The sequence below is a fragment of the Nostoc sp. 'Lobaria pulmonaria (5183) cyanobiont' genome (assembly GCF_002949795.1).
GTDB lineage: Bacteria > Cyanobacteriota > Cyanobacteriia > Cyanobacteriales > Nostocaceae > Nostoc.
This window is the reverse complement of sequence record NZ_CP026692.1, coordinates 5,757,816-5,783,398: the sequence shown is the minus strand read 5'-3', so window position 1 is coordinate 5,783,398 and position 25,583 is coordinate 5,757,816. Positions and strand designations below refer to the sequence as shown.

Sequence of the window (25,583 nt, the reverse complement as noted above, 5' to 3'; positions counted from 1 at the left end):
CAAACATTTAGAAAAAAGTGCATTACTACATTGCTAATGCAGCTTCTACATTTGACACCAACTTAGCTTTCGTTTCTTGAAAATCCTGTCCCAATTCAGATAGCTCTTGATCGCTCATACATTCCCGCACAGCATTAAAAATTCCCTTTTCTTCTTCTACATGATGCTCAAGTGTTTCCTTCAATTCGCTGATTTTTTTTTGAAACTCAGGTTGAGTAGGCTTAAGCGCCTTAATTTCTTCTAAGATAACTGAAATTTCTTCATGTTCTTCTTCAGCTTCTTCAACATATTGTTCAGTTTCTTCGTACTCTCGCAAAGCTGGATAGAAGACTAATTCTTCAGTTCTTGCATGTAATAGCAATGCTATATAGATTTGATTGAATTGCTCAACCAACTTTGCGCCCTTAGGTTTTTCTACTTCTGCAAAAATTTTCTCAACTTGGCGATACTCTGCTTCAATTAATGAAAGAATATCTATTGATTTAGTTTTAGTTTTAGCCATTTTTACCCTCAGTGATAATCGATTTATCAGGCTGATAATTTGGAGGTTAATGAATGGGAACTCGTATATTCTCAATGATTTGGGAAATGAAAACCTCATTCTTTGAGTACGCTTTAATTTAGACTTAAGGAATATTTTCGGTATTGCACCTTGACTGAAATTCATAACCTCAGCATGATGGATGCCGAGTATGTACCATTAGTAGCCCAAGGCTATAACCCAAACCTGGAACATCGGCTAAAGATTCCCACACAGTAAACTACTAAATTGCTCTTGCACCCTAGCTAGACTTTATCTATTTTTGTTGAAACACCAAAGCTGACGCTGAAACCTTTAGTGGTATAAGTCTTGAACACAACTCCGTTCTGCTTGTATTTGATGTTACAACAGAAATCATCATTAGTTACTTAGTATCTATGACAACTAACCTTCAGAAACAGGGATTATTGCTTCTGCGTCAAGCGCTTGATAACTCCACAGCCGATTTTCGCCCTGGACAGTGGGAAGCTATTGAAGAGTTACTCAAAGTGCGATCGCAGTTACTCGTTGTCCAACGCACTGGTTGGGGAAAAAGTCTAGTTTATTTTTTAGCAACTCGTTTACTACGAGATCAAGGTGCTGGTTTTACTGTTTTGATTTCGCCATTACTAGCTTTGATGCGAAACCAAATTGCAGCAGCCCAACGCATTGGTATAAAAGCCGAAACAATTAACTCCAGCAATCCAGATAAATGGCGACTAATAGAAAAACAGTTGCTAGCAGGAGAAATAGACATTCTGCTTATTTCTCCAGAAAGACTAGGTAATGAAGATTTTCGGGAAAAAATTCTTTTGCCAGTATCTCAACGTATAGGTTTATTTGTTGTTGATGAAGCCCACTGTATCTCTGATTGGGGACATGATTTTCGCCCTGATTATCGCCGGATTGTCAGAATTTTACAAGCATTGCCGCAAAATATCCCAGTATTAGCAACAACTGCTACAGCCAACAATCGAGTTGTCAATGATATTATTGCTCAATTGGGTTCAAATCTGCGTGTTTCCAGAGGAAATTTAACCAGAGAAAGTTTGCATCTGCAAAATATTTCTATCCCTAGTCCAGCAGCACGAATGGCATGGTTAGCTCAACAGATTCCTGGCTTACCTGGAAGTGGCATTATTTATACATTAACTGTTAGAGATGCTGAACGAGTTGCCAATTGGTTAAAAACTCAAGGTATTAATGCTAAAGCATATCATAGTGATTTAGACAGTGAAATTCGTGTAGTACTAGAAGATGAGCTTTTGAATAATGAAATTAAAGCATTAGTAGCAACTACAGCATTAGGAATGGGTTTTGACAAACCAGATTTAGGCTTTGTAATTCATTACCAGCGTCCTGGCTCGGTTGTCCACTATTATCAGCAAGTAGGACGAGCAGGTAGAGCAGTAGAAAAAGCTTATGGAATTCTTCTGAGCGGTGATGAAGATAATGATATAACTAACTACTTTATCAATACAGCCTTTCCTCCAGAGGTGCATACACAAAAGATTTTAAATGTACTTAACGAAGCTGTAGACGGTTTTTCTGTTACCCAATTAGAGCAGCATCTCAATCTTTCACGAGGACAAATTGAGAAAGTTTTAAAACTGCTATCAATGGAATTGCCTGCACCTATAACTAAGCAAGATTCAAAATGGTATTTGACCCCAGTTTATTATCAAACTGATACTGCAAAAATTGACAAAATCACCCAAATTCGTCGCCAAGAGCAAGATCGAATGTTGGAATATATGCAAACTAAGCAATGCTTAATGACTTTTTTGGCGACAGAATTAGATGATCCAGATCCAAAATCTTGCGGTAAATGTGCTGTGTGTTTGAATAGACCATTATTAATAGAAACTTGCTCAATTGAACTTGTAAATAAAGCAATTCAATTTTTGCGTCGCAGTAAACAAATCATTGAACCACGCAAAAAATGGCCATCAGCAGCATTAGTCAATTATCGCTTTTCAGGAAATATTAAAAATAATTTACAAGCAGAAGTGGGAAGGGCATTATCTCTATGGAGTGATGCAGGTTGGGGAGAATTAGTCAAGCAGGGTAAATATCAAGATAATCATTTTGAAGATGCACTGGTGCAGGGTGCTTTTGAGATGATTCAACATTGGCAACCACAACTCTTTCCGACTTGGGTAACTTGTGTACCCTCACTGAATCGTCCAGAACTTGTACCAAATTTTGCTCAACGACTAGCACAAAAATTAGGCTTACCCTTCATGCCAATTGTGCAGAAAGTTCAGCAAACTGAGTTACAAAAAAAGATGAGCAACAGTTACCAACAAGCTCATAATTTGGATGGTGCTTTTGCTGTTGAGTCCTGGAAAGGAATGAGTGGTTCTGTTTTCTTGGTTGATGATATAGTTAATTCCCGTTGGACTTTTACTGTAATTGCAGCACTTTTGCGACGTGCTAACAGTGGAGTGGTTTTTCCTGTAGCATTGGCACTCAATTTATTAGGTCAAGGGGATTAGAAAATCATGTTAACTCATATCCTGCAACCAGATACTCAAGCAATTTTGCTGTTGTGTGCCAGCTTTGGTCAAAATCGGCAAATTGAACCACAACCCTTAACTCTGAGTGAATATAATTCTTTAACAGACTGGTTGCGGGAAAATCAGATGCGACCAGCAGATTTACTAGAATCTACAGCCAAAGAACAGTTACAAAAAATTACTGTAAATAAACTTAGCCCTGAAAGGCTTTCAGCTTTACTAGAACGGGGTATGATGCTGAGTCTAGCGGTTGAGAAGTGGACTAATCAGGGATTGTGGGTGCTGGGACGAAGTGATACAAACTATCCTAAACGTCTTAAGCAAAGACTGAGACATTCAGCACCAGCAATTCTTTATGGGATTGGCAATATAGAATTGCTATCTATGGGAGGACTAGCAATTATTGGTTCTCGTGATGTTGATGACGAGATATTTGGCTACACACGAAGAGTTGCACAAAATATTGCTGTACAAAGAATGCAGGTAATTTCTGGTGGGGCGCGAGGCGTAGACCAAGCTGCAATGCTGGCTGTGTTGGATGCAGGAGGTACATCTGTCGGTGTACTGGCGGATAGTTTGACTAAGGCAGCAGTGAACAGCAAGTATCGCTCTAGTATTAAAGAGGGTAGACTTACCTTGGTTTCTAGTTATGACCCCGAAGCTGGTTTCAATACTGGTAATGCGATGGGGCGAAACAAATATATTTATGCTTTAGCAGATTATGCTTTGGTAGTCAGTTCATCTTTTGGCAAAGGTGGTACTTGGGCGGGTGCAGTGGAAGCGCTTTCCCGACTCCAAGATATCCCAGTTTTTGTCCGATTGGATGGGGCTGTATCAGAAGGTAATCAGCAATTACACAATCAGGGTGCAAAACCTTTTCCGGCTGAACCTTGGAATGATTCGTTGAGGGAACTTTTAGTAAAAGTGGCTTCTTGGGTTGAACCAGTACAAACTGTAGAAAAAATACCTCAAGAGACTGTTTTGGATATTTACCCACAAAATATTTATCAAGCTGTTTTACCTATCATTCTGAATCATTTACAGCAACCAAAAGATGCAAAATCTTTGGCGGAATGTTTGAATGTTAGACTATCTCAAATACAGGATTGGTTAAATAAGGCTGTGAATGAAGGTAGGGTGATAAAAATTAATAGACCAGTCACTTATGTAGTCAATCAACCAACAACTCAACTCTCTTTATTATGATGTAACAGGAGGATAGTTTTATTTTTGTAAAGGTAAAACTATTGAGCTAGAGTCAGAGATTACAGGCAATTATGGATAGAAGCTCAATAGAGCTAAATGAAAAAATACTAGGAATGCAGCTAGTGTATGGTCAAACCAATAATCCAATCAGCAACTCAAATCTTATACAACCAAGACTATTACCTGTGGCTGAGGACAACTATCAATCAACTTCGTGCTGGACAGTTGTCTGCTGTTGATTTAGATAATTTGTTAGAAGAATTAGAAACTATGGGTAGAAGGGAGAAGCGAACAATTGAAAGTTTCTTAATTAAGCTTCTTGAACATCTACTAAAACTTAAGTGTTGGGATAATGAACGAGAACGTAATCAAGGACATTGGAAAGGAGAAATTAGGACTTTTCGTAGAGAGATTAAAAAAGCTCTGATAGATAGTCTTAGCTTAAAACCTTATATTTTAGAAATATTTGATGAATGTTATCAAGATGCAAGGACAGAAGCAAGCGATCGCTCTCAACTTCCCATTGACATATTCCCCTCTATACCCATTGGTTCTTTAGAGCAAATCTTAGATGAAAACTGGTTTCCTGAATATAACCACAATCATCACGGTAAACCCGATTAAAATGAATACGCAACTTGGGTTTCCATAGGAGTATGCAGACGTGCAGCCGGACTTAATAGGCTTGGAAATTAGTAAGGGGGAACTGAGACGTTTGACTGGGTTCGATCCAGAAGACGTTTTTCGCCCCTCTGTTTTGCGAGATGGCAAGAAGCGATTAGGGTTTTTTATCAATGAACTGCTGGTGACGCTGGCGCTAACGCCAATAATTGTGGGCTTTGTTTATGCGTTTATTATTCTGCCAACAATTGGTTCTTCAGTTCGATTAGGAATTCTTTTACTAATTTTAGTGCCAATGCCGATATTAGTGGGGCGATGGCTGTGGCGACAATTAACCTGTCCCGAAGGACTGACAATACTTTTAGATGAAGTTGATAAATATCATGACCTGGTTGCTGCCATCGATATCAATGACCAATTGGCAGCATCAGGAAACATAGAAAGCAGTATCCATGACCGAGATAAAGTAACCGCCGCCCTGCAACTAATTAGAGAAGATTTAGTCCGCGCTCTGAAAACGGAACGAATTTTGCGAGATAATAAAAAATTGCTTACTAGTAACCAAGAGTTATTTGTGAATAATTTAGCCAGTCTGCAAGCTTTACAAGTTAGTAGTCAAGCAGGCGAATATGCTCAACTGCTAAATCAATCATTGCAAATTGCGATCGATGTGCAAGCAGAAATCAGAAAATTGCAGAAAGGCTGAGTAGAGATTACCTCTGTTGATAAATTTCCCAGAAAACAATCGCCCCGTTGACTTAAATGAGCAACAAACCCAAAATAATTGTCCTGGATGATGACCCTACAGGTTCTCAAACAGTCCACAGCTGCTTGCTGCTAATGCACTGGGATGTGGAGACTTTACGCAGCGGGTTGCAGGATGATTCGCCGATTTTCTTTGTGCTGACTAATACTAGATCGCTAACGCCAGAGTCAGCTGCATCTGTCACCAAAGAAGTTTGCCACAACCTGAAAATCGCTTTGAATGCTGAAGGAATTGACGATTTTCTGATTGTCAGCCGTTCTGATTCTACTTTGCGGGGACATTATCCCATTGAAACAGATGCGATCGCCCAAGAACTCGGCCCCTTTGATGCTCATTTTCTGGTACCAGCATTTTTTGACGGCGGACGCATCACCCGCGACAGCGTGCATTACTTGATTATTGGCGGTGTACCTACCCCAGTCCATGAAACCGAATTTGCCCGTGATTCAGTCTTCAGCTACCATCACAGTTATTTACCCAAGTATGTTGATGAAAAGACTCAAGGACGAATTAGTGCTGAAGCTGTAGAAAGGTTTCTCCTAGCCGATATTCGCGCTGGTAGTTTGGAACGATTGTTACAACTTCATGGTAATCAGTGCGCTGTCGTCGATGGTGAAACTCAAGCCGATCTCAACCGCTTTGCAGTAGATATATTAGCAGCAGCCAGTCAAGGGAAACGCTTTCTGTTTCGCAGTGCAGCAAGTATTTTAACTGCTTTAGCCGCTTTACCACCCCAACCCATTGCTGCCGAAAAGATGGCGCAGTACGTGCGCCAAGGCAAACCAGGTGCGGTGATTGTTGGTTCCCATGTGAAAAAGACTACCCAGCAATTAGAGGCGCTGTTGCAAGTAGAGGGAACTGTAGGAATCGAAGTGAATGTAGCGCGATTACTTGATGATGCAAATCAATCTGCGGCATTGCTAACTGAAATCCAAGAAAGTACATGGGCGGCACACAAGGATGGCAAAACACCAGTGGTTTATACTAGCCGTCAGGAACTGAATTTTAAAGATGTCAACACCCGATTGGAGTTTGGGGCAAAAGTTTCAAGTTTATTGATGGATATTGTGCGCGGTTTACCATCTGATATCGGATTCTTAATCAGCAAGGGTGGCATTACTTCAAACGATGTCTTGAGTACTGGACTAGCTTTAACTTCAGCCCGTTTACTCGGTCAAATTTTAGCTGGTTGTTCAATGGTGTTAACGTCATCCGATCATCCCCAGTTTCCTGATTTGCCTGTGGTGCTGTTTCCAGGTAATGTCGGCGATGCTGATGCCTTGGTGACAGTTTATCAGAGGTTGACCGTGCCAATTTGAGATTTGAGACTTTGGCTACGCTCAGTCGAACGATTTTAGATTAAAGAGTCTTTTGGTTTATGTCGGACTAATATGCCGCTACGCCAACACCCCTTGTGGTCACTGAGCCGGTCGTTGTGTGAGTGACACAAATCCAAAATCCAAGTTGCGCTGTCAGCGCACCAAAGATGCGACCTAAAATTTAAAATCTGTTGTCTTTTGGCTAGTACTGCATGACTTCTGATTCTGCGATTCCCAATCTAAAGTCAAATTCTGCACTTCCTAATGCAGAATCAAACTCTATCCTTTCTGAGGTAGAGGTAAATTCTACTGTTTCTGATGTTGAGTCAGATTCTATCCTCCCAGATGCTGAATTAAAATCTGTCCTCCTTTATTTAAAATCAAATACTGTTCTTGAGGATGTAGAGTCAAATCCTGCTGATCGAGATGTAGAGTCAAATACTGATGCCGGATCGGATTTTATCCTGACTGACTTAAATCCCGATGAGTTAGCATTACCAGGGCATCGTGTAAATGATAATAGTCAAGTCCAGTTAAAAAGTAAGGAGGGACGAATTTTATTAATTTTGCCCTCGGAATCTCAAGTATCTGCCTCAGAACTCACTTGGTCTAATATTTGGCAACAAATCAGGCAACGTCTGAGTGCAGGCGATCGCTTCCGTGTATCTAACACACCTGTGCATTTAATGGCACAAGACCGTTTAATAGATGCCAGACAACTCCAAGAACTCGTTGAGGCTTTGAGTGAAGTCCAACTCCAGCTGATATCTGTCTCGACCAGTCGTCGGCAAACTGCGATCGCTGCTGTAACTTCGGGGTATTCTGTAGAACAATTGCAGCCCGTAACTTCCCTGAATTCAGAACCAACAGCTACAGCGATCCCCCAAGAAGATGCCCTCTATTTAGAAATGACAGTCCGCTCTGGAGTAGAAATTCGTCATCCTGGGACAGTAATTCTCTTGGGAGATTTAAATCCAGGTGGTATTGTAATTGCAGATGGAGATATTATTATCTGGGGTCGTCTGCGTGGAATTGCTCATGCTGGGGCTGGAGGCAATAGTGAGTGTCTGATTATGGCCTTACAAATGGAGCCAACCCAACTGCGGATCGCAGATGCTGTAGCTAGAGCACCAGAAAAACCGCCAATCCAGTTTTCTCCAGAGGTGGCACATATTACGCCCCAAGGAATTCGTATCGCTAGGGCGACTGATTTTTCCAGAAACCAATTCACCAAGAGCAATCAAGAACCATAAATATTCACTTAAAGAATGAAGTATAGAAGTAAAGATTAAATAAAACAAATATTCATGCCTCACCCTGATCAGGGAGAACAGATATTTCTTCATACTTGATACGATACTTCATACTTTATACTGCAATTTACTGTTTTATATTTCCTGAACCCTCATTGACCGCATTTCTATCATGACTCGCATTATTGTGATTACCTCCGGTAAAGGAGGAGTGGGTAAAACCACAGTTTCAGCAAATTTGGGTATGGCTTTAGCCAAAATGGGGCGTCAAGTTGCTTTGGTTGATGCGGATTTTGGTCTGAGAAATTTGGATTTGCTCTTAGGGCTGGAAAACCGCATCGTTTATACTGCGGTAGAAGTCTTAGCCAGAGAGTGCCGTTTAGAACAAGCCTTGGTGAAAGATAAGCGCCAACCCAATCTCGTACTCTTGCCGGCAGCCCAAAATCGCTCCAAAGATGCAGTCACACCCGAACAGATGAAGTTATTGGTGAATGCACTAGCGCAAAAATATCAGTACGTGATTATTGATAGCCCCGCCGGGATTGAAAATGGTTTTAAAAATGCGATCGGCCCGGCCAAAGAAGCGCTAGTTGTTAGCACACCAGAAATTTCCTCAGTTCGCGATGCCGATCGGGTAGTGGGGTTACTTGAAGCACAAGGTATCAAGCGTGTTCATTTAATAATTAACCGCATCAGACCCTCAATGGTGCAGGCAAATGATATGATGTCAGTGCAAGATGTTCAGGAACTTCTCGCCATTCCCCTCATCGGGGTAATCCCTGACGACGAGCGTGTTATTGTATCTACCAATCGCGGCGAACCCTTAGTGTTAGCAGAAAATCCCTCTTTAGCTGCTACAGCCTTTGAGAACATTGCTCGTAGACTAGAAGGGGAAAGTGTCGAATTTCTGGAGATCGACTCGTCCCAAGACAGCATCTTCGCTCGTATACGAAGGTTGTTCAGGACAAAGATTGTTTAACTTACCTTTCCAGTCTCCGCCCCAGACCTATTCGTAATGATTGAACTTCTAGAAAAACTTTTTTTTCGCGGCCCTGATAGCAGTCGAACTCAAGTTAAACGTCGCCTGCAATTAGTGATTGCTCACGATCGCGCTGATATAGACCCTCAAACGTTGGAAAAAATGCGCAAAGAAATCCTAGATGTAGTCTGTCGCTATGTTGAAGTTGAGACAGAGGGCTTAGAGTTCTCTTTAGAAAGCAACCAACGAACCACAGCTTTAATCGCCAACTTGCCCATCCGCCGAGTCAAAGGAGCCATACCTGAGTGGGAAAGAGGTGATAAATAAGTCTTTATAGTTTTAATCTTAGAGGATAGGAATAGGACAACAAGCGAACGCTTTTGAGTTAAGTGTTAGAAAATAATCAAGTAAGGGAACATTAGTCTTGTCCAACAAGCTAGGTAAATAAATGCGAGTATCCCTTTTCTTAGATAGTGCAAACTTCTTCTATATACAGAGAGATTGTTTGAGGTGGTGGACAGACCCAAAGAAAATTTTAGATTTTGTAAGAACAAAAGGCGAATTGGTTGATGCGTTTTATTATATGGGTGTAGATGCTCCTCCAGAAGCTAGACAGGAAGCTTACTTAAAAGCATTGCCAACTATGGGCTATACGTTGGTCACAAAAACTTTAAAGAATATCCTGCTTTCTGATGGGACTACAAAATAAAAAGCAAACTTAGATGTCGAAATAGTGCTAGATATGTTTAACACTATTGATCATTATGATATGGCTGTTTTAATCAGTGGTGATGGTGATTTTGAACGCCCCCTTCAGCTTCTAAGGGCAAGAGGCAAACGCTTTTTTGTTATGTCAACAAATGGTGTATTAGCAAGGAACTCACTATATTGACTTTTGGGATATACGCACTCTGGTTGAGAAGCAATAAGCAAACTGATTTCCTTATCACTCTTCTAATTAGCTAAGTATTTATGGAAAATTAAATATACATTCTGAGTGTAGCGAAACTAAGCAATCACAAGGGTTTGGCATTGCTTCGTTTCCTTTGCAATAACATAAATATTTTTCCATACCCACTTATAACTCAGCAGCTATGATATTGAGGACGACCTGTCACCAAGTAAATATTTTTGGAGTGTTGGAACTGTTGGGCCCTACGGCGGCAAGCTACGCAAGACTAAATAATGCTACTTATATTTTGGGATAATTAATAGTTAATAATGATAACGAGCTTGTAAAAAATTTATTTCATCATCTTTTACAAGATATACAATTCTATGTTCTTGTGTTAAACGGCGAGACCAAGTATTAGGATCTAAATATTTTAAAGGTTCCGGCTTACCTTTCCCCTTAAAAGGATCTTGGCAAGTCTCTTTGACAAGATCCAAAACTTTAAGGGTAACTCGTTGATCATTTTCCACCCAAAATTTCAAGTCTTCTAAAAATTCAGGTTGAAATACTGTTTTTCTTTGCTTTGGAGTTGCTGGAATTTCTTGTTTTGATTGGTTTTTTAGGTTCTTCTTTTTGTTCAAATCCTAACTCCTTACTAAGATCATCCAAACTTTGAGATTTCACAACTCCTGATTTAGCTCGATTTAAAGCTGTTAGCAAACGTTCAGCGTTACGGGGAGAACGTAAAAGATGAGCAGTTTCTAGAATACTAGAAAGTTCATCAACAGGTATTAAAGCTACATTTTCAGCATTACGACGTGTAATGATTACAAAATCGCGTTCTGAAGTAACTTTCTGGCACAGTTCAGACAGATTTTCTCGTGCTTGTGTGTAAGTATAACTAGCAGAAACCATAAGTATCAAAAGTTCCGTTTTTAGTTGTAAATTGAATTAAGTACATTATCGATTAACCTGTACACAAAGTCTGTACAGGTTGATGCTTTTATCATAACAGAAATTGATAAAGTAAAATTTTCAAAAAACTTGGTCAAGCAATTCTGACTAATTGGGGTCAAAAACATTGTAAGCTGTGGATTACAGGGTCTACAGTCTAAGAGGGTGTTTGAAAAATTTTGAAGAGTCAAATTTTATGCCAGTCGCCGCACCATAATGTTGACACTAGTGGTAGGATACCCACCCCACAAGAATTATCCCTATTTTAGGCAACGCCAAAAAAATCCCGTTGTCAGCAGTGACGACAACGGGAGTTTATAAGATTTTTTATAATCTATCGGTAGGCAACTTGTGGTCCTGCCCAAATTTCTGTCACCTTTTTACCAAAAGTAATCGGTCGATCGCTGTCTGTTGTAGTGATAGTCTTACCATCATTAGCAACTTGCATTAATGGCCAGTTTTCCTCGCCCAATTCCCCTGCACGGAATAACACGCTATCCGGTTGGCTTTTACTCCAGCCTAACAATACGGCAACTTTTTCATGTTCTTCGTCACTAACCGGAGCTACTGTGTTAGCGTGATTTTTTTGCCGATCCCAAATCACTGCACTATCTGTAGAATCACCCGTGTTAAATATACCTTCAAACTTGCGTGCTAAGAAGCGATCGCCTTTTTCTGACCAGCTAACTGGAACTAGTACCCCAATTTTACCGCTCGTATCGGTTTCTTCTGAAGACTCCGCTTTTACAGCCTTTACCTTTAATAAAGGATCGCTAACTGGAGTCGTTGAAGCCATCACCCACAATTTCTTAGTTTGCATATCTTGGACAAACAAAACGCTGGTGACACGGCTGTTGTACATTTGGGGTTTGACCTCCAGTTGCACCCGACTATAAACAGCATATTTACCATCTGGAGAAATCACGGGTACGCTGCGATAGTGACGCACTCCAGAACCACCATTAGAAGCAATAGCTTCTTGAGTTGCTGTAATCCATTTCCAAGGAATCGGATGAGGACTACCGATGGGATCTATTTGTTCTGCTTGGGACTCATCAACTGGTTCTACAACAGGTATTTCGGTAGTTGTGGTTGATTGGGATTCTCTAATAGCTGGTGCTACTTGAGTTGCTGTCAATGATTTAGTAAAAGATTTTTCTCTAGAGAGATAATTTTCTTGTCCTCTCAAAGACTTGACATTAGCAGCTTTAAGTTTGCGTATTAAATTAAGTTGACTAACAGGAACATCTGTTGATGGTGCGAGTTCAACTGCTGCCAAAGAATCGGGAACAGTTACATCGCTTAAATCTAAATCGCTGCTTGACAGATAATTATCTACTTTAGCCGAAGACTCAATTTTATCTGCTGGTAATACTTGCGGTTCCTGAACAGCAGTACTTTGTGTTGGCACAGAGTCAAATTCTTCTGTTGTCGATTCGATTTGATCTGTTTTTAATGTTTCAGCTATCTCAGGTTCCCCAACTACAGCTATTTCCTTTGATACAGAGTCAGATTCTCCAGCCATCGAAGTTAGTTTATGTACCTCGGATCTTACTGGGATCGAATGAGCCGATGCTCCTAATAAAGGTGCAAGTAGTATCACAGCGACAACGTAATTGAGAAATGGTTGTGTGCGGAACCATCCTGACAGCAAAAGGGGTTTAAGCATTTGTAGACTCTCTAGAGGGGGCAATTGCTATGTGAGAAGCAATACATCAGCAGCAATGGGGCAGGTGGTAGTTATATGTATAACAAGAAACTAAAAGTCATGACGAAATAATATCTTCAAAGTTTGCAGAGTTTTACAAAAATTAAGTATCATTGTCTACACCTTTTCTTACTGAGGTACTGAATATTTTTTGGCAAAAATATGCGAGTATAGTAAATATGCTGAGTACTCAGTAATTACTACACGATATATAATGTCGCTATACTCCACCACACCAAAAAGAAGTCTTAGTTAAGAAATATTTCGGGTATAGTTTGAGGAATCAGGCTGGCAAACAAGAGTGAGATAACTTAGTGATTGGGGATCGTACTAGCGATCGCTAGTACGCAGCAAATAAGCTAGGTTACACACTAAATATAACAGCGCAAACCCTCATGATGGTAAACGTGAGGCGTTAATTAAAAACCTGAAAAAGCGGACGCATAATACATCATACTCAGAAGATATTGCTATCAGCAACCCAAAGTTATAAATTGCTATCTAAACTACAAAAATAGCTAGAAGACGCAATATTTTTTCGGAAATTTAACTGCATTTAAAGCTAATTTCGGGAAGACGATCAAGAACACAACAAAATTCACTCGGTAGATGCTCTAGCGACTCGCAACGATAAAACCACTAAGTGATTAGGTTCACTAGAGGCAGATGCGGCTGATACTTAGCTATTACACTTGTTAACTTAACAACTAAGTTAATCAAGCAGCCTTTGGTTTCATGAATACGAAAATATTGTACCACCAAACAGCGAATATTATTTACAGCTAACAACTGTATTTTGCAACTGCCGTCCCGAATCCAGGAGCCTGCTAGATGCTGGCTTAGTGTATTCTGTTTCAACATGCAACTTAAATGTTGTCAGTTATCAGGGGCGCACTTACGATTAACTAATAAACTTCTTGCACAAATGCAAAATTCGCCCTCATACCCCAATTTTGGGAGAAGGGGAGACAAATTCAAAGTCCCTCTCCCAAGCTTGGAAAGGGATTTAGGGTGAAAGCTCATTGATTTATACAAGAAGTCTAATGACTGACGACTAACAACTACTAATTATTAATGAAAATTGTATTTTTTGGTACACCTCAATTTGCTGTACCCACCTTGGAAAAGTTATTGAATCATTCAGAATTTGAAGTGTTGGCGGTTGTCACCCAACCAGATAAACGCCGGGAACGCGGAAATAAACTTACGCCAACACCAGTAAAAGCGATCGCTACTGCTCACAATTTACCAGTATGGCAACCCGAACGGGTGAAAAAAGACACTGAAACTTTAACCAAACTCAAACAATTAGATGCAGATGTATTTGTCGTTGTCGCTTATGGACAGATTTTATCGGCAAAAATCTTAAATATACCGAAATTGGCTTGCATTAATGTGCATGGCTCGATTTTACCCAAATATCGCGGTGCCGCGCCGATTCAGTGGTGTTTGTATAACGGTGAGAGAGAAACGGGGATCACCACCATGTTAATGGATGTGGGGATGGATACTGGCGCAATGCTCCAAATAGCCACTACACCCATTGGATTACTGGATAATGCCCAAGATTTAGCCGATAGACTAGCGGGGATCGGTGGGGATTTGTTGGTGGAAACTCTGTTGAAGTTAGAACGTAAAGAAATTCAACCAATTCCCCAAGATAATTTAGCAGCGACTTATGCACCTCTGATTCAAAAACCAGATTATGCTTTGGATTGGTCAAAAAGCGCGATCCAATTACACAATCAAATTAGAGGCTTTTACCCTAACTGCACGGCTACCTTTCGTGACAACTTGTTGAAAATCACTGCTTCTGCTCCTCTTGGTTCTGTAGGCGATCGCGTCCCAGCAGAATTACAAGAATTGATTCATAAACTGCCTGATTTGTCAACTGTACCAGAGCAACCGGGAGTTGTAGTCAGTATTGCCAAAGGAATTGGCGCGATCGTCCAAACTGGGGAAGGTTTGTTGCTGTTGCGAGAAGTTCAGCTAGCCGGTAAACGTCCCCAATCGGGATGGGATTTTGTTAATGGTACCCGCTTAACTGTAGGAGAAGTTTTTGGTACGGGAAGCTGACGGGGATCAAAGAGATGAAGGAGAATAACTTTTAATTCCTCACTCCTGTACAGACGCGATTAATCGCGTCTCTCCTAAGACTTTTCATAAAAGCGGCAAGATTCGCAAGGGCCATCTGGGTTGACTGCACAGCGAATAAGTTCTGAATGAGCATTGTAGCAGCAGGTGGCATCACCGATTACCCAACGTCCTGCTACCAAACTTTTCTCAGATGGTCGTTTAGCAGACTGGACATAAATGGCAATATTATGCAAACGGTAGCGCCCAGCTTGAAGTTTGTATCTATGGCGGCGTTCTAAAACCGCGTAGGTTTTGCCTTGAAAATCGAGATAGTTTCCGGGTTGGGGTGTCCAATCAAGTTGCACTCTACCAAGGGACTCACGCGGGTGCGTCAGAATCACCTCAGTTTGTAAAGAGTCTGGCTCCATAAGCTTATGTGATTTGATTTACATTACAAGGATGGTATCGCGATCGCTTTCTTTAGCTTACCGAATTTAAATTACAATTAATGATTAACTAGATTTGCGAGAAATATACATACAGTAGGGATGCACTGCTGTGCTACCCTACAGATTATGGCAACCAGAAGTTAGGCAGGATAGATTTACTGAATTTACGCAAAGTTTGGTTGAGCGATCGCGCCACTTGGATATGCGCTTCATCCTCCTCTACAGCTAAAATCTCAGCTGGCTGGCCTGCTCCCAAATAAGACACCACCAAATTCGCCGCCTCTAAACCAGTAACATAAGCTTTTTCCTGTGACCAGGAACCATGACGGTTCACAATCCAATCCCCACTCATAAACACATTCTCAAAACTTATCTTAGCGGGCAACATATAACGATAGCTACCAGGTGCAAAGTGAGTTACCGCTTGAGGTAGACGAATTACACTACTATCAATTATCTTTGCCTGCCCAAATGCTGGTATACAAGTTGCTAAATAACTCTGAACTATTGCTAAAATCTCCTCATCACTCAAACTGAGAAACTGATTTGCGTGATAGAAATCAGCTTCAATCACTGTTCCCGGCTCATCTCGATATTCATCATGTAGAGCATTTAAATCAAAAAACGTCCAACCTGTAGTTGTGTCGAATCCAAAACAAGCATTAGAAGGACGAGGAATATCAATTTTACGGTCAAACCATAGTCGCGTTGCTAAAACATCAATTGCTCCTAAATTGCTCAAATTACGGAATTCTTCACGGCTTTGTAAACTAGGGCTAGTTGAGACAATTTTCTTCATCCCCGTGATTCCAACTGCAAAAATCACGGCATCTGCTTCAATTACTTCATCACCGCAAACCACAGCCTTGGCTCGATGATTACTATCAACAATTAAATCTGTAACCCGGCGCTTGGGCAACACTCGCACACCAGCTTTTTCGATACGTTCCACCCAAGGACGAAATATTTTTTCTCCAACAGTTCCCCGACACCAAACCACATCAAAATCAGGTTGATGAGCCAGAATAAAAAAGTAAAGCATCCCTAAAGTTGCGGCGGCTGAACATTGTTCCCCAGGGGCAAATAAGCCCACTAATAACATCGGTTCAAAAGCCTCGCGGTAAAGCCGTGCAGAAACGTTAAAGTCTTTGAACAATTCACGGGCAGTTACAAAATCATAGCGCCGCCAAGCTGCATCGGAATTATCAAAATCAACAACAGAATAAAGTAAAGGCAGGGCGCTGAGACGGTCAATTAGTGGCAGCCGTTTAAACTGAGTGTAGAGAAAAGTTCCCAGTGGCGAAGGGAGTCGCGGTAAATCTTGAAAAATTGGTGATTCAACTTCCAAACCTGCTGGCGAATATTGCGAAGAACGAGTCCAAGTAGTAAAAGGATTAATTTCTAATTCATTGATTAAAGAAAAAATATTTTTGTAAGGATACCAGAACCCATGAATGCCAGCTTCAACAGATTTTCCGGCGGCTGTTTGCCAACCTGCCACTAATCCACCCGGATAGGGGCCTGCTTCGAGAAGTGTCACATCATAACCTTGTTTTGCCAAATGGTAGGTTGCTCCTAAACCAGCCCAACCAGCACCGACAACTACCACCCGTTTTTGTTGTAACCCTCCTACCATCACAGCCTCCAATTGTTGCAGTCCATCAACTAATGTATACGAACTTGTGTTCTAATCGGGCAAGGCTTGTTATTATAACGGTTTTAACTTGGATGCAATCGGAGATTTGGTAGCACATCTGTGTAGCCTCACCATATTGCATCGAATTAAAATAGCTATAGACTTTAAAAAAAGGCTCAGGGTCAGCAGTTCAGTCAAAATAACTTGCGGATAATGCTGAGTTAAGAGTATAACAGAAAACAGACTTAACTATTCATGAGGAATAATCAGAATGACTCGATTAGCAAATGTAAAATCTAATTTGAATGACTTTGAATTACGAGATGGAATTTATTTTCCTAGCGACTATGAACAATTAACTAATACTCAACATAAAAAAACATGGGACGCAATTGGTAAAACATATTATGGTTCCCAAAAAATTGAAAAAGTTGCAGCGACATCGCCCATTAAACAAGATTACACTTTGCTAACTGGCACGCCTGGAGGTACTTGGAACAAATTTCCGTTGAATAAATCTGTCGGTTCTATTCTGGAAATTGGTTCTGGTTATGGTCGCGCACCTTTACATCTCTCGAAAGCGAAAAATCTGAAATGTGAGAAATATTACGGCATTGATATTTCGGAACCTTTATTACGACGGTTAATCAAAGTTAAACAAGAATATAATTTTTTTCCCGAAGCTGAATTTAACTTGATTTGTACTTCTGCTGAGACATTGCCTTTAGAAGATAATTCTATAGATTTGGTAATTTCTAACTGCGTCTTTATGCATATCCCAGATGCACAATTAAGAAATTTATTGGCTGATATATGTCGTGTACTAAAACCTGGTGGAATTTTTGTTTTTAATCATTCCTTTCATAATAAGTCCTGCCCTTCTCATATTATCCATAATTTTATCAGAAGGCTGAACCCATTTGTGAGAAATCCAGTTTATCTAAAGCAATATTCAGCTGCTGAAATAGAAGAAATGTTAGCTACTGCTGGGATGAAAGCGAAGTGTCCAGAATATATTGTCGAACCAACAGCAGAATATGCAATTTTGCCGGAAACCATTAAAGGAATTCCGGTGCCGTTTGCTAATGCTATCAACAGAAGTCTTAAACCATCAGATGCTTTAAAAGAAACTTTGGCTTATGGTTTTAGTGCCTACAGCACTCAACTGGACTAATTACAGTTATTTTCAGGTAAATAGACCCGCTGTAGGGGCACAGCATTGCTGTGCCCCTACAACAGATTTTTCAAAAAGCTTACCAGATAGACTTTTTGAAGCTTGATCAACCTTATTGCTCGATTATGCCTTTTAGTCCATACAATAGATCATCAAAAAGTTCAACAACTTCTTGAAGCTGCTGATTAATATATTCTTTTAGATATGTTTGATAAGTTGTATTCCAGCTATTTTGAGAGCCTTCTCTCTCTAAGTTGGGATAACATTTTTTAACCGCAGGTAAAAGCCAGTCAAATACCTGTGGATCTTTATCCTGCAAAATACTGAGTGTTCTGCAAAGACTAGCTTTTTTGATAACTCCAGGTTTCTTTCCTATATCTCTGAGTAGCTTAATAGACTCTTTAGGATATGGCTTTGTTTCCAAAAAAGATTCCACTTGACTATTACTAATAAACTCAATAATTTCAGGCCATTTAGTAATCAAGTTATCACGGATTTTTTCAATTTTTTTATCACTTTCAGTTGGAGACATTATGTGCTTAATTTCACTACCAAAGAGGGTTGAGTAGTTGTAACTACAAAATAAGCTAGTAGTTTTTAGTGATTCCAGCTTCAGTGATCTTACCCCTGTTTTGATTTGTGAGAATTGCAAGCCACAGATCCTCGACTTGTCAAAGAAGTCGGGGATCTTGTTTCTTACGAATGATTCAAAATTGCTATATTTGTGATGTGATTTACCAACTATTAGCAAAATATTGAGATTAAAGTTGGTAAATTAGGGATTAGTTGAGCTAATTTCTTCCCCAGACAACTATGCCATTGGATTTATCGCCTCTTTGGATATCACTCAAAACTTCGTTACTTGCCACATTTATCACCTTCTTCTTGGGTCTTGCTGCTGCCTACTGGATGCTGGGATATCGTGGCAAAGGTAAATCGTTGATTGAGGGTATCTTTATTGCGCCCCTGATTTTACCACCCACAGTTGTCGGTTTTTTGTTGCTGCTATTTTTTGGCAAAAATGGCCCTGTAGGGAAATTCATGGAGGCTTTTGACTTCACCATCGTCTTTACTTGGTATGGTGCTGCGATCGCAGCCACGGTAGTTTCTTTCCCATTAATGTATAAAACTGCATTAGGAGCTTTTGAGCAAATAGATGGTAATCTGCTGCGAGTAGCCAGAACTCTTGGTGCAAATGAAGCTACAATCTTTTGGCGTATTAGTTTACCCCTAGCACTACCCGGCATTATCGCTGCCACAATGCTCGCTTTTGCCCGTGCTTTGGGAGAATTCGGCGCGACATTGATGTTGGCTGGTAACATTCCCGGACAAACGCAGACAATTCCAATGGCGATTTATTTTGCTGTGGAAGCGGGAGCAATGAATGAGGCTTGGTTTTGGGCGATCGCGATCATGGTGATTTCTCTATCTGGAATTATTGCAGTCAACTTCTGGCAAGAATTGAGGGAAAAGACGAGGGGAGTAGGGAATGGGGAGCAGGGAGCAGGGAGCAGAGAGCGGGGAGCAGGGGGAGAAATTCTTTATACTTCGCACTCTAGCTTTGAATCTGGTGGATTGTTAGTCAACATCGAAAAAATGCTTCCTAGCTTTGATTTAAAAGTTGCTTTCAGTACTGATGAGCAACCCTTGGGATTGTTAGGGGGTTCTGGAGCAGGTAAGAGCATGATTTTGCGCTGCCTTGCAGGGATAGAAACGCCCTCTTGTGGACGCATAGTTTTAAATGGCAGAGTTTTGTTTGACTCAGAACAAGGAATTAATTTACCCAGTCGCGATCGCCGCATCGGTTTTGTAGTGCAGAATTACGCCCTGTTTCCCCACATGAGTGTGGCGCAAAACATCGCTTTCGGTTTGCCCAAAAAACTATCTGCTGGGAGTATTAAGGTGCAGGTAGAGGAGCAACTCATAGCAATGCAGTTGCAGGGATTAGGCGATCGCTATCCGCACCAACTTTCTGGGGGTCAACAACAACGGGTAGCCTTGGCAAGAGCATTGGCAAGTCAACCGGAAGCATTACTCTTAGATGAGCCGTTTTCGGCACTTGACACCCATTTACGCAGTCAATTAGAGGAGCAAATGACAGAAACTCTGGCTGACTACCAAGGTGTAACTCTATTTGTCACCCATAATATGGAAGAAGCTTATCGAATTTGTCCAAATCTGTTGGTATTGGAGCATGGTAGAGCCGTTCATTATGGCAGCAAATACGATATTTTCCAGCATCCAGCTACTGTGAGTGTTGCCCAACTCACTGGATGCAAAAACTTTTCCCGTGCTGTTCTCCAGTCATCACAACAGGTGGAAGCAACTGATTGGGGTTGTACTCTGCAAGTAATTGAACCAGTCAAGAGCGAATTATCTCACGTCGGCATTCGTGCCCATCAGTTTATTTTTACCAACGACTCATCACAGGAAAATACCTTTCCCTGCTGGCTAGTACGAACAAGTGAAACGCCCCATCGAATGACGTTGTTTCTCAAACTAGATTCGGCTGGCAATAATTCTCAAGATTACCATCTGCAAGCTGAAGTCTTCAAAGAAAAATGGGCGACGATGAAAGACCAGCCTTTTCCTTGGTATGTGCGTTTAGATCCTCTGCGGTTGATTTTGATGGAGTGAACGCACAGATGCACTCGCAATCTCAATTCCACAAACACAACCAATACAGAAGCCTCATCCATACAGATTAAAGGTTCCAAATCACTATGCTCTTGGCTATAAAGGTCTAAAACTACTTCCATTTGAGAGACAAAACCTGCTAAATCCCGTTCTGGAATACAAAATCTTTCTGTTTTCCAAGGGCGTAATTTATTTTTTTTAATGTCTTTCTCACCGTCTCCCTGGAAATTTCGATGACAATTTTTCTGTTTTGAATTTCTTGGGTCAGTAATCTTAGACTCCAGTGTGCTTGCCCTGTGGAAGGCTCAGAACAGCATAATGCGATGATTTGGGCTTCAGCATAACCATCAATCTTGCTCTTGTTTGGTGGTTTACGATTTAAGGCTGGTTCTTCTCCCCGTTCAAGGAACCTCTTCCTTATTCTTGCGACCGTATTGCGATGAAGTCTTAAGGCAATGCTTATTTCTTCATCTGTCCATTTTTTCGTTGCACCCTCTCCCTCATCGCACATTAGCAAAACCTGTGCGTGCAATATTTTTTTGGCTGGGGCATGTCCATTACGAGCGATCGCTTCTAATGTTTGTCTTTTATCTGTATCTAATATTACTTTATCCCTACGACCTCTCCCCATCTATGTCTCCTTTTTTCGCTCTATTCTAATGCACTATTTTCAGCTTGCCACGCCACTACTTATAGCCTTTCCTAAGCAACTGAGGTACATCCAAATCTTGCCAAATCTTTTTTACCAAGGTTAGTAGCTTTGAAAACGTACCTCACCAGGTCGGAAAACGCTATAAGATTTACTTTATAAATGGTCTCTTACTTTTGAAACCTAGTTTGTGTACTCCACCAAGCGGAAATCTATTGTCAGTCTAGCTATTGCAAGTTCAACTTGCACTATGCCTGAGTTTGGCTACGCACAAAGCCGCATAATTTGGGCAGACGACAGGCGGCGTTATACATTAATAAGTGTATCTGCAATACCGGACTTGTTCTGGCTTAGTCTCAATAGCAAAGGTTTGGAGATGTTTACTTTATCAGAAACTTCTATCCTGGCGGCAATCCTACTGGTAGCTTTAGGCATTTTGGGCTGGGGCTTTTATCGCGCCAGACCTTTTGGTAAACTGGGAATCTTAGCCTGGTTACAGTCAGTGGTGTTGATGACTCCCTGGCTCCTGTTTTTTGGATTGTTTGCCGCAGGGATTTACATCAATATAGCGGGTATATTGTTCTTAGTTGTGACATCCGCAGGATTGTACGTCTATTTGGGCAGACAGTTACGCGCAGCTGGGCAAGATGCCATCCTCAAGCAACGCGCAACCGAGAGACTCGCTGCTGCTGACTCACTTGAAGCAAATTCCCCACAATTAGCAGTCGCAGAACTGAAAGCGGAGATCCCACCAATACCGGAAGATGACTTGAATGCAATTAAAGGCATTTTTGGTATCGATACATTTTTTGCCACAGAAACCATCGCTTATCAAGATGGAGCCATTTTTAAAGGCAATTTGCGGGGAGAACCAAAAGAGACTCACAACCGTCTAACTGCAAGTTTACAGCAACGCCTTGGCGATCGCTATCGTCTGTTTTTAGTAGAAAATACAGACGGCAAACCTGTGGTGATTGTCCTACCAAGCCGTAACGATCCCCGGCCGATGTTGTCGTCGCAAAAAGCTTTTGCAGGTATTCTGTTGATAGCAACTATTGCCACAAATCTAGAAGCTGCGGGCTTATTGCTGAATTTTGATTTTTTTAGCAATCCAGGGCGGTTTCAAGAAGCTTTGCCCATAGGCGCTGGAATATTTTCGATTTTAGTAGCTCACGAAATTGGTCATTGGTTACTTGCCCAGCGTCACCAAATTCGTCTTAGCTGGCCCTTTTTTCTACCCGCAGTCCAAATTGGCTCCTTTGGTGCAATTACCCGCTTTGAGTCTCTGTTGCCCAACCGCAAGGTATTATTTGATATTGCCTTGGCGGGGCCAGCCGCAGGTGGTATTGTCTCTTTGTTAATGCTGGTGACAGGCTTGCTGCTTTCCCACCCAGGTAGTTTATTTCAATTGCCCAATCAGTTTTTCCAAGGGTCAATTTTGGTGGGAAGTTTGGCGCGAGTTGTCCTTGGTTCGGCGTTGCAGTCACCCTTGGTAAGCGTTCATCCCTTAGTGGTGATTGGTTGGCTGGGGTTAGTAATTACCGCTTTGAACTTAATGCCCGCAGGACAACTAGATGGTGGGCGGATTGTTCAAGCGATTTATGGACGCAAAACCGCAGGACGGGCAACGATCGCAACTTTAATTTTACTGGCATTAGTATCTCTCGGTAATATGATTGCCATGTACTGGGCGATCGTGATTTTCTTTTTGCAACGGGATCAAGAACGCCCCAGCTTGAATGAAATCACTGAACCAGATGATGCCAGAGCCGCTTTGGGGCTTTTGGCTCTATTCTTGATGATTACCACGCTTCTACCCCTAACTCCCGCCTTGGCTGGGCGTTTGGGAATAGGATAGTGTTTATGGAACCTACACCCAAACAAGCAATATCCGCAATTCGGGTGTGCACCCAACTTACCAGTGTTTATAAACGAATAGACCTTGTAAGATTGGACGAGCGCACCAGAAATGTTTATATCTTGGCGAATAATTCAATCGAAGCTGAGGTAACACTAACTGGAGAAATTCTTTGGTTATGACAAAACCTAACTTTCCACAAATGCCTTTAGAGCAGCTAAGAACTTATATTTTGGAGCATCGCAACGACGATGAAGCATTCCATATCTACATCGACAAAAGACGCGCCCAAGTTCTAGGAAATTCAGATTTTATCCGGTTTTCCAGGTTTAAATTTGTTGCCCTGTTTTAGAGAATTGGTATTAGTGCTGTATTCAGTTCGGTCAAAACTAAGAATGCATTTTCAGCCAAGGTACTGGCTACAAAGCAAAAAATAAACGAACTGTTCAAATCGGTCAAAATTATCTGGCGCTTTCAGCAGCTTGTCTCAATGCCAAAAAAGCTTCTTTTAGAGGTTGGCTAACGGCACTGTCTGGTTCTGTTAGGACTAGCTGTTGGTAGGCTGATAAAAAATTGCGATCGCAGCCGATGCTGGTCGTCGGTCATTTCATAAGCGTAAGCCTTGCTATCCCCACGAGAATCGTGCGGGTACGGGGGGTCACAGTAAAATAATGTTTCTGGACTATCGTAGCGTCGAATAATATCAATTGCTCGGTCGTTCTCAATTTGCACCCGTAACAACCGTTGCACGATTTCGGGCAAATCCTCAACACTACCAAGCCACCGGGAAACTGCACCAGCCATTCCAGCGCGGCTAGTAAGTTTGCAGTGCGCCCATCTTCCAACACTGGCGGTTTGTGCCAAGCCTGTTCTTACTTGTCGCGCTCGGACAAAAAATCGTCTAGCCCTTTCCAAATCTGACAAACCCTCTACCTGTTTGGCAATGGCAATCCGAAATTCTTCACGCCAAAATGGGGTTAACCCTATCGCCTCGATTAGTTGGTCTTTTTGGTCGCGTAGTACGCGAAAAAAAGTGATGTGTTCGCAGACAGCTTGTGAGGAAAATTAACTGAACGGTTTCCAACCTGCAAGCAAATTGGGGTAAGCCGTTGGTGCGGGGAAAATTTTCTGGAAGCCAGTTTGACGCTCTTGTGGCTTTTCTTTGCTCATATTCCAGAGGCTTTCATAGAAAAAGAAAGAGACTCCGGCAAAATTGCGATCGCGTACTTTTTGCACTTGTGTTTGAATCTGCTGCATCGGTACGGATCTATTTTTCAACCCAGCCAAAATTCCCACACTCACTGGAATATGTTTCTTGGCCGCTTTCACTTCTGGGTACTCTAATTCGCTGATAAAAACATTCAAGTCATCCCGATATATCTGCAAAACCAAGTCTTCGATGATTCCCAGCCGTTCCCACTTCTGCCAGTCTGCTAAAAAGAAGTCGTAGGAAAGACGCTGAGGATTTGGCGCAACGGAAACCAGGCAATTTTTTTTAGTAGCTTTGATGGCTGTAAATACCCGCTTCATAAACTCGGTGATTTTATTAGCTCTCCAACGCACCCATTCTGGATCTTGGGAGCTCTTAGAAGGAGCTTTTCCCCGGTGTTCTTTTTTGTAAAGTGCTACCGTATAAGCATCGTATCCTAATTCTGATGGTAAGCCAAAATGGTCATCAAATTGAATACCATCGATATTGTAGTTTCTAACAATCTCAACGATTAAATTTTGAATGAACTGTTGTACTTCTGGGCGAAAGGGATTTAGCCAAACGCGATTATGTCTGCCTTCTTTGACAATCCGAGTCCCATTACTGCGACTAGTGAGCCATTGGGGACGATTTTTAGCTAATAGAGAATCCGCCGGTGCCATGAAGCCAAATTCAAACCAGGGAATCACTGTTAACCCTTTTTGATGTCCCACATCAACAATTTCTTTGAGGATATCTCGCCCTTGCAGTCCGGGTGTGGGATCGAGCGATCGCCCGATAACTTTGGCTGCAACTTTGCTAGGATACAATGTATATCCCCAATTCCAAATCGCCGGATATATAGTGTTAAAATTGAGTTCATCAAGGCGTTGCAAAGATCCCTTGAGGCGATCGCGCTCAAATAACACATCACTATCAATATTTGTTAACCACACTCCCCTTAACTCAGATGCTGGCGTTGACGGCAGATTTATTTGAGCGTTCAATGGGAACGACAACATCACCGTAGCGATCGCACTCAAGGTAAGCATAACGACAAACAAAAAAGACTTTCTACTTTGGCGAATATTCCAACAATCAGAAAACTCAACACACCACTTTACAAACCTTTTCATCATTATTTAAAATGTCTGTGTCACTGAAGCAAACATCGACAT

At 41.4% G+C, this 25,583-nt stretch carries 22 protein-coding genes and 3 pseudogenes; 15 read left to right on the top strand and 10 right to left on the bottom strand.

Annotation, left to right across the window (positions count from 1 at the left end; all coding sequences use genetic code 11):
* Positions 1-25 precede the first annotated feature (25 nt).
* A complete protein-coding gene (locus NLP_RS25630) occupies positions 26-502 on the bottom strand; it encodes a hemerythrin domain-containing protein (RefSeq protein WP_104908788.1) in 477 nt (158 codons plus the stop codon).
* A gap of 416 nt (positions 503-918) precedes the next feature.
* Here NLP_RS25630 and NLP_RS25625 point away from each other — a divergent pair, with 416 nt between their 5' ends.
* From NLP_RS25625 to NLP_RS35205, 9 genes and pseudogenes are all read left to right on the top strand, one after another.
* Entirely contained in the window at positions 919-3,018 is a 2,100-nt protein-coding gene (locus tag NLP_RS25625; protein WP_104908787.1) for a RecQ family ATP-dependent DNA helicase, read from the top strand.
* 6 nt (positions 3,019-3,024) lie between these two features.
* Positions 3,025-4,245 carry a DNA-processing protein DprA gene (locus NLP_RS25620; protein WP_104908786.1) on the top strand — a complete coding sequence of 407 codons (1,221 nt, stop codon included), beginning with the start codon at positions 3,025-3,027 and terminating at the stop codon, positions 4,243-4,245.
* A gap of 126 nt (positions 4,246-4,371) precedes the next feature.
* Positions 4,372-4,869, top strand: a complete 498-nt coding sequence (locus NLP_RS25615; RefSeq protein WP_104908785.1) for a DUF29 domain-containing protein — start codon at positions 4,372-4,374, stop codon at positions 4,867-4,869.
* 40 nt (positions 4,870-4,909) lie between these two features.
* On the top strand, positions 4,910-5,572 hold the full coding sequence (locus NLP_RS25610; RefSeq protein WP_104908784.1) for a hypothetical protein: 663 nt from the start codon (positions 4,910-4,912) through the stop codon (positions 5,570-5,572).
* A 56-nt stretch (positions 5,573-5,628) separates the two neighbouring features.
* Positions 5,629-6,951 (top strand): four-carbon acid sugar kinase family protein, encoded by a 1,323-nt coding sequence (locus NLP_RS25605; RefSeq protein ID WP_104908783.1) that lies wholly within the window; start codon positions 5,629-5,631, stop codon positions 6,949-6,951.
* 212 nt (positions 6,952-7,163) lie between these two features.
* Positions 7,164-8,204: a septum site-determining protein MinC gene (minC, locus tag NLP_RS25600; RefSeq protein WP_104908782.1), complete on the top strand. Its 1,041-nt coding sequence runs from the start codon at positions 7,164-7,166 to the stop codon at positions 8,202-8,204.
* Positions 8,205-8,376: 172 nt separating this feature from the next.
* A complete protein-coding gene (gene minD, locus NLP_RS25595; protein WP_104908781.1) occupies positions 8,377-9,183 on the top strand; it encodes a septum site-determining protein MinD in 807 nt (268 codons plus the stop codon).
* Between the two features lie 36 nt (positions 9,184-9,219).
* Positions 9,220-9,510, top strand: coding sequence for a cell division topological specificity factor MinE (minE, locus tag NLP_RS25590; protein ID WP_104908780.1), 291 nt, complete (start codon positions 9,220-9,222; stop codon positions 9,508-9,510).
* 121 nt (positions 9,511-9,631) lie between these two features.
* Positions 9,632-10,075: pseudogene (locus tag NLP_RS35205) on the top strand (LabA-like NYN domain-containing protein).
* A 323-nt stretch (positions 10,076-10,398) separates the two neighbouring features.
* On the opposite strand, the gene NLP_RS25580 reads toward NLP_RS35205, so the two are convergent.
* From NLP_RS25580 to NLP_RS25570, 3 genes are all read right to left on the bottom strand, one after another.
* The gene (locus tag NLP_RS25580) at positions 10,399-10,605 is read right to left on the bottom strand and encodes a Txe/YoeB family addiction module toxin (RefSeq protein ID WP_273768708.1); all 207 of its coding nucleotides are present in this window, start codon (positions 10,603-10,605) and stop codon (positions 10,399-10,401) included.
* A 25-nt stretch (positions 10,606-10,630) separates the two neighbouring features.
* The gene (locus NLP_RS25575; RefSeq protein WP_104908778.1) at positions 10,631-10,990 is read right to left on the bottom strand and encodes a type II toxin-antitoxin system Phd/YefM family antitoxin; all 360 of its coding nucleotides are present in this window, start codon (positions 10,988-10,990) and stop codon (positions 10,631-10,633) included.
* A gap of 373 nt (positions 10,991-11,363) precedes the next feature.
* A complete protein-coding gene (locus NLP_RS25570) occupies positions 11,364-12,698 on the bottom strand; it encodes a hypothetical protein (protein ID WP_104908777.1) in 1,335 nt (444 codons plus the stop codon).
* 1,113 nt (positions 12,699-13,811) lie between these two features.
* Between NLP_RS25570 and fmt the strand changes: the two genes are divergently transcribed.
* On the top strand, positions 13,812-14,813 hold the full coding sequence (fmt, locus tag NLP_RS25560; RefSeq protein WP_104908775.1) for a methionyl-tRNA formyltransferase: 1,002 nt from the start codon (positions 13,812-13,814) through the stop codon (positions 14,811-14,813).
* 74 nt (positions 14,814-14,887) lie between these two features.
* On the opposite strand, the gene NLP_RS25555 is transcribed toward fmt, so the two are convergent.
* Together NLP_RS25555 and NLP_RS25550 are read right to left on the bottom strand one after the other, a co-directional pair.
* A complete protein-coding gene (locus NLP_RS25555) occupies positions 14,888-15,241 on the bottom strand; it encodes a DUF6464 family protein (protein WP_104908774.1) in 354 nt (117 codons plus the stop codon).
* A gap of 145 nt (positions 15,242-15,386) precedes the next feature.
* Positions 15,387-16,898, bottom strand: coding sequence for a hydroxysqualene dehydroxylase (locus tag NLP_RS25550; RefSeq protein WP_104908773.1), 1,512 nt, complete (start codon positions 16,896-16,898; stop codon positions 15,387-15,389).
* A 271-nt stretch (positions 16,899-17,169) separates the two neighbouring features.
* On the opposite strand from NLP_RS25550, the gene NLP_RS25545 reads away from it, so the two are divergent.
* Positions 17,170-18,072 carry a class I SAM-dependent methyltransferase gene (locus NLP_RS25545; protein ID WP_104908772.1) on the top strand — a complete coding sequence of 301 codons (903 nt, stop codon included), beginning with the start codon at positions 17,170-17,172 and terminating at the stop codon, positions 18,070-18,072.
* Positions 18,073-18,184: 112 nt separating this feature from the next.
* On the opposite strand, the gene NLP_RS25540 is transcribed toward NLP_RS25545, so the two are convergent.
* A complete protein-coding gene (locus NLP_RS25540; RefSeq protein ID WP_104908771.1) occupies positions 18,185-18,604 on the bottom strand; it encodes a hypothetical protein in 420 nt (139 codons plus the stop codon).
* 281 nt (positions 18,605-18,885) lie between these two features.
* Here NLP_RS25540 and modB point away from each other — a divergent pair, with 281 nt between their 5' ends.
* Positions 18,886-20,709 carry a molybdate ABC transporter permease subunit gene (modB, locus tag NLP_RS25535; protein WP_104908770.1) on the top strand — a complete coding sequence of 608 codons (1,824 nt, stop codon included), beginning with the start codon at positions 18,886-18,888 and terminating at the stop codon, positions 20,707-20,709.
* Positions 20,710-20,756: 47 nt separating this feature from the next.
* Here modB and NLP_RS25530 read toward each other — a convergent pair.
* A pseudogene (locus NLP_RS25530) lies at positions 20,757-21,340 on the bottom strand (helix-turn-helix domain-containing protein); the annotation flags it as partial.
* A 394-nt stretch (positions 21,341-21,734) separates the two neighbouring features.
* On the opposite strand from NLP_RS25530, the gene NLP_RS25525 reads away from it, so the two are divergent.
* From NLP_RS25525 to NLP_RS33615, 3 genes are read left to right on the top strand one after another with little or no spacing between them, the layout of a single operon-like run.
* Positions 21,735-23,216 (top strand): site-2 protease family protein, encoded by a 1,482-nt coding sequence (locus NLP_RS25525; RefSeq protein ID WP_104910036.1) that lies wholly within the window; start codon positions 21,735-21,737, stop codon positions 23,214-23,216.
* 5 nt (positions 23,217-23,221) lie between these two features.
* Positions 23,222-23,398: a DUF6888 family protein gene (locus NLP_RS36230; RefSeq protein WP_442946633.1), complete on the top strand. Its 177-nt coding sequence runs from the start codon at positions 23,222-23,224 to the stop codon at positions 23,396-23,398.
* Positions 23,395-23,568, top strand: coding sequence for a DUF6887 family protein (locus tag NLP_RS33615; protein ID WP_158680533.1), 174 nt, complete (start codon positions 23,395-23,397; stop codon positions 23,566-23,568). Before NLP_RS36230 ends, NLP_RS33615 begins: the two co-directional genes overlap by 4 nt.
* Positions 23,569-23,677: 109 nt before the next feature.
* Here NLP_RS33615 and NLP_RS25520 read toward each other — a convergent pair.
* Both NLP_RS25520 and NLP_RS25515 read right to left on the bottom strand, forming a co-directional pair.
* A pseudogene (locus NLP_RS25520) lies at positions 23,678-24,260 on the bottom strand (DNA adenine methylase); the annotation flags it as partial.
* Positions 24,261-24,281: 21 nt separating this feature from the next.
* On the bottom strand, positions 24,282-25,541 hold the full coding sequence (locus tag NLP_RS25515; protein WP_199784884.1) for a glycoside hydrolase family 10 protein: 1,260 nt from the start codon (positions 25,539-25,541) through the stop codon (positions 24,282-24,284).
* Positions 25,542-25,583: the final 42 nt, after the last annotated feature.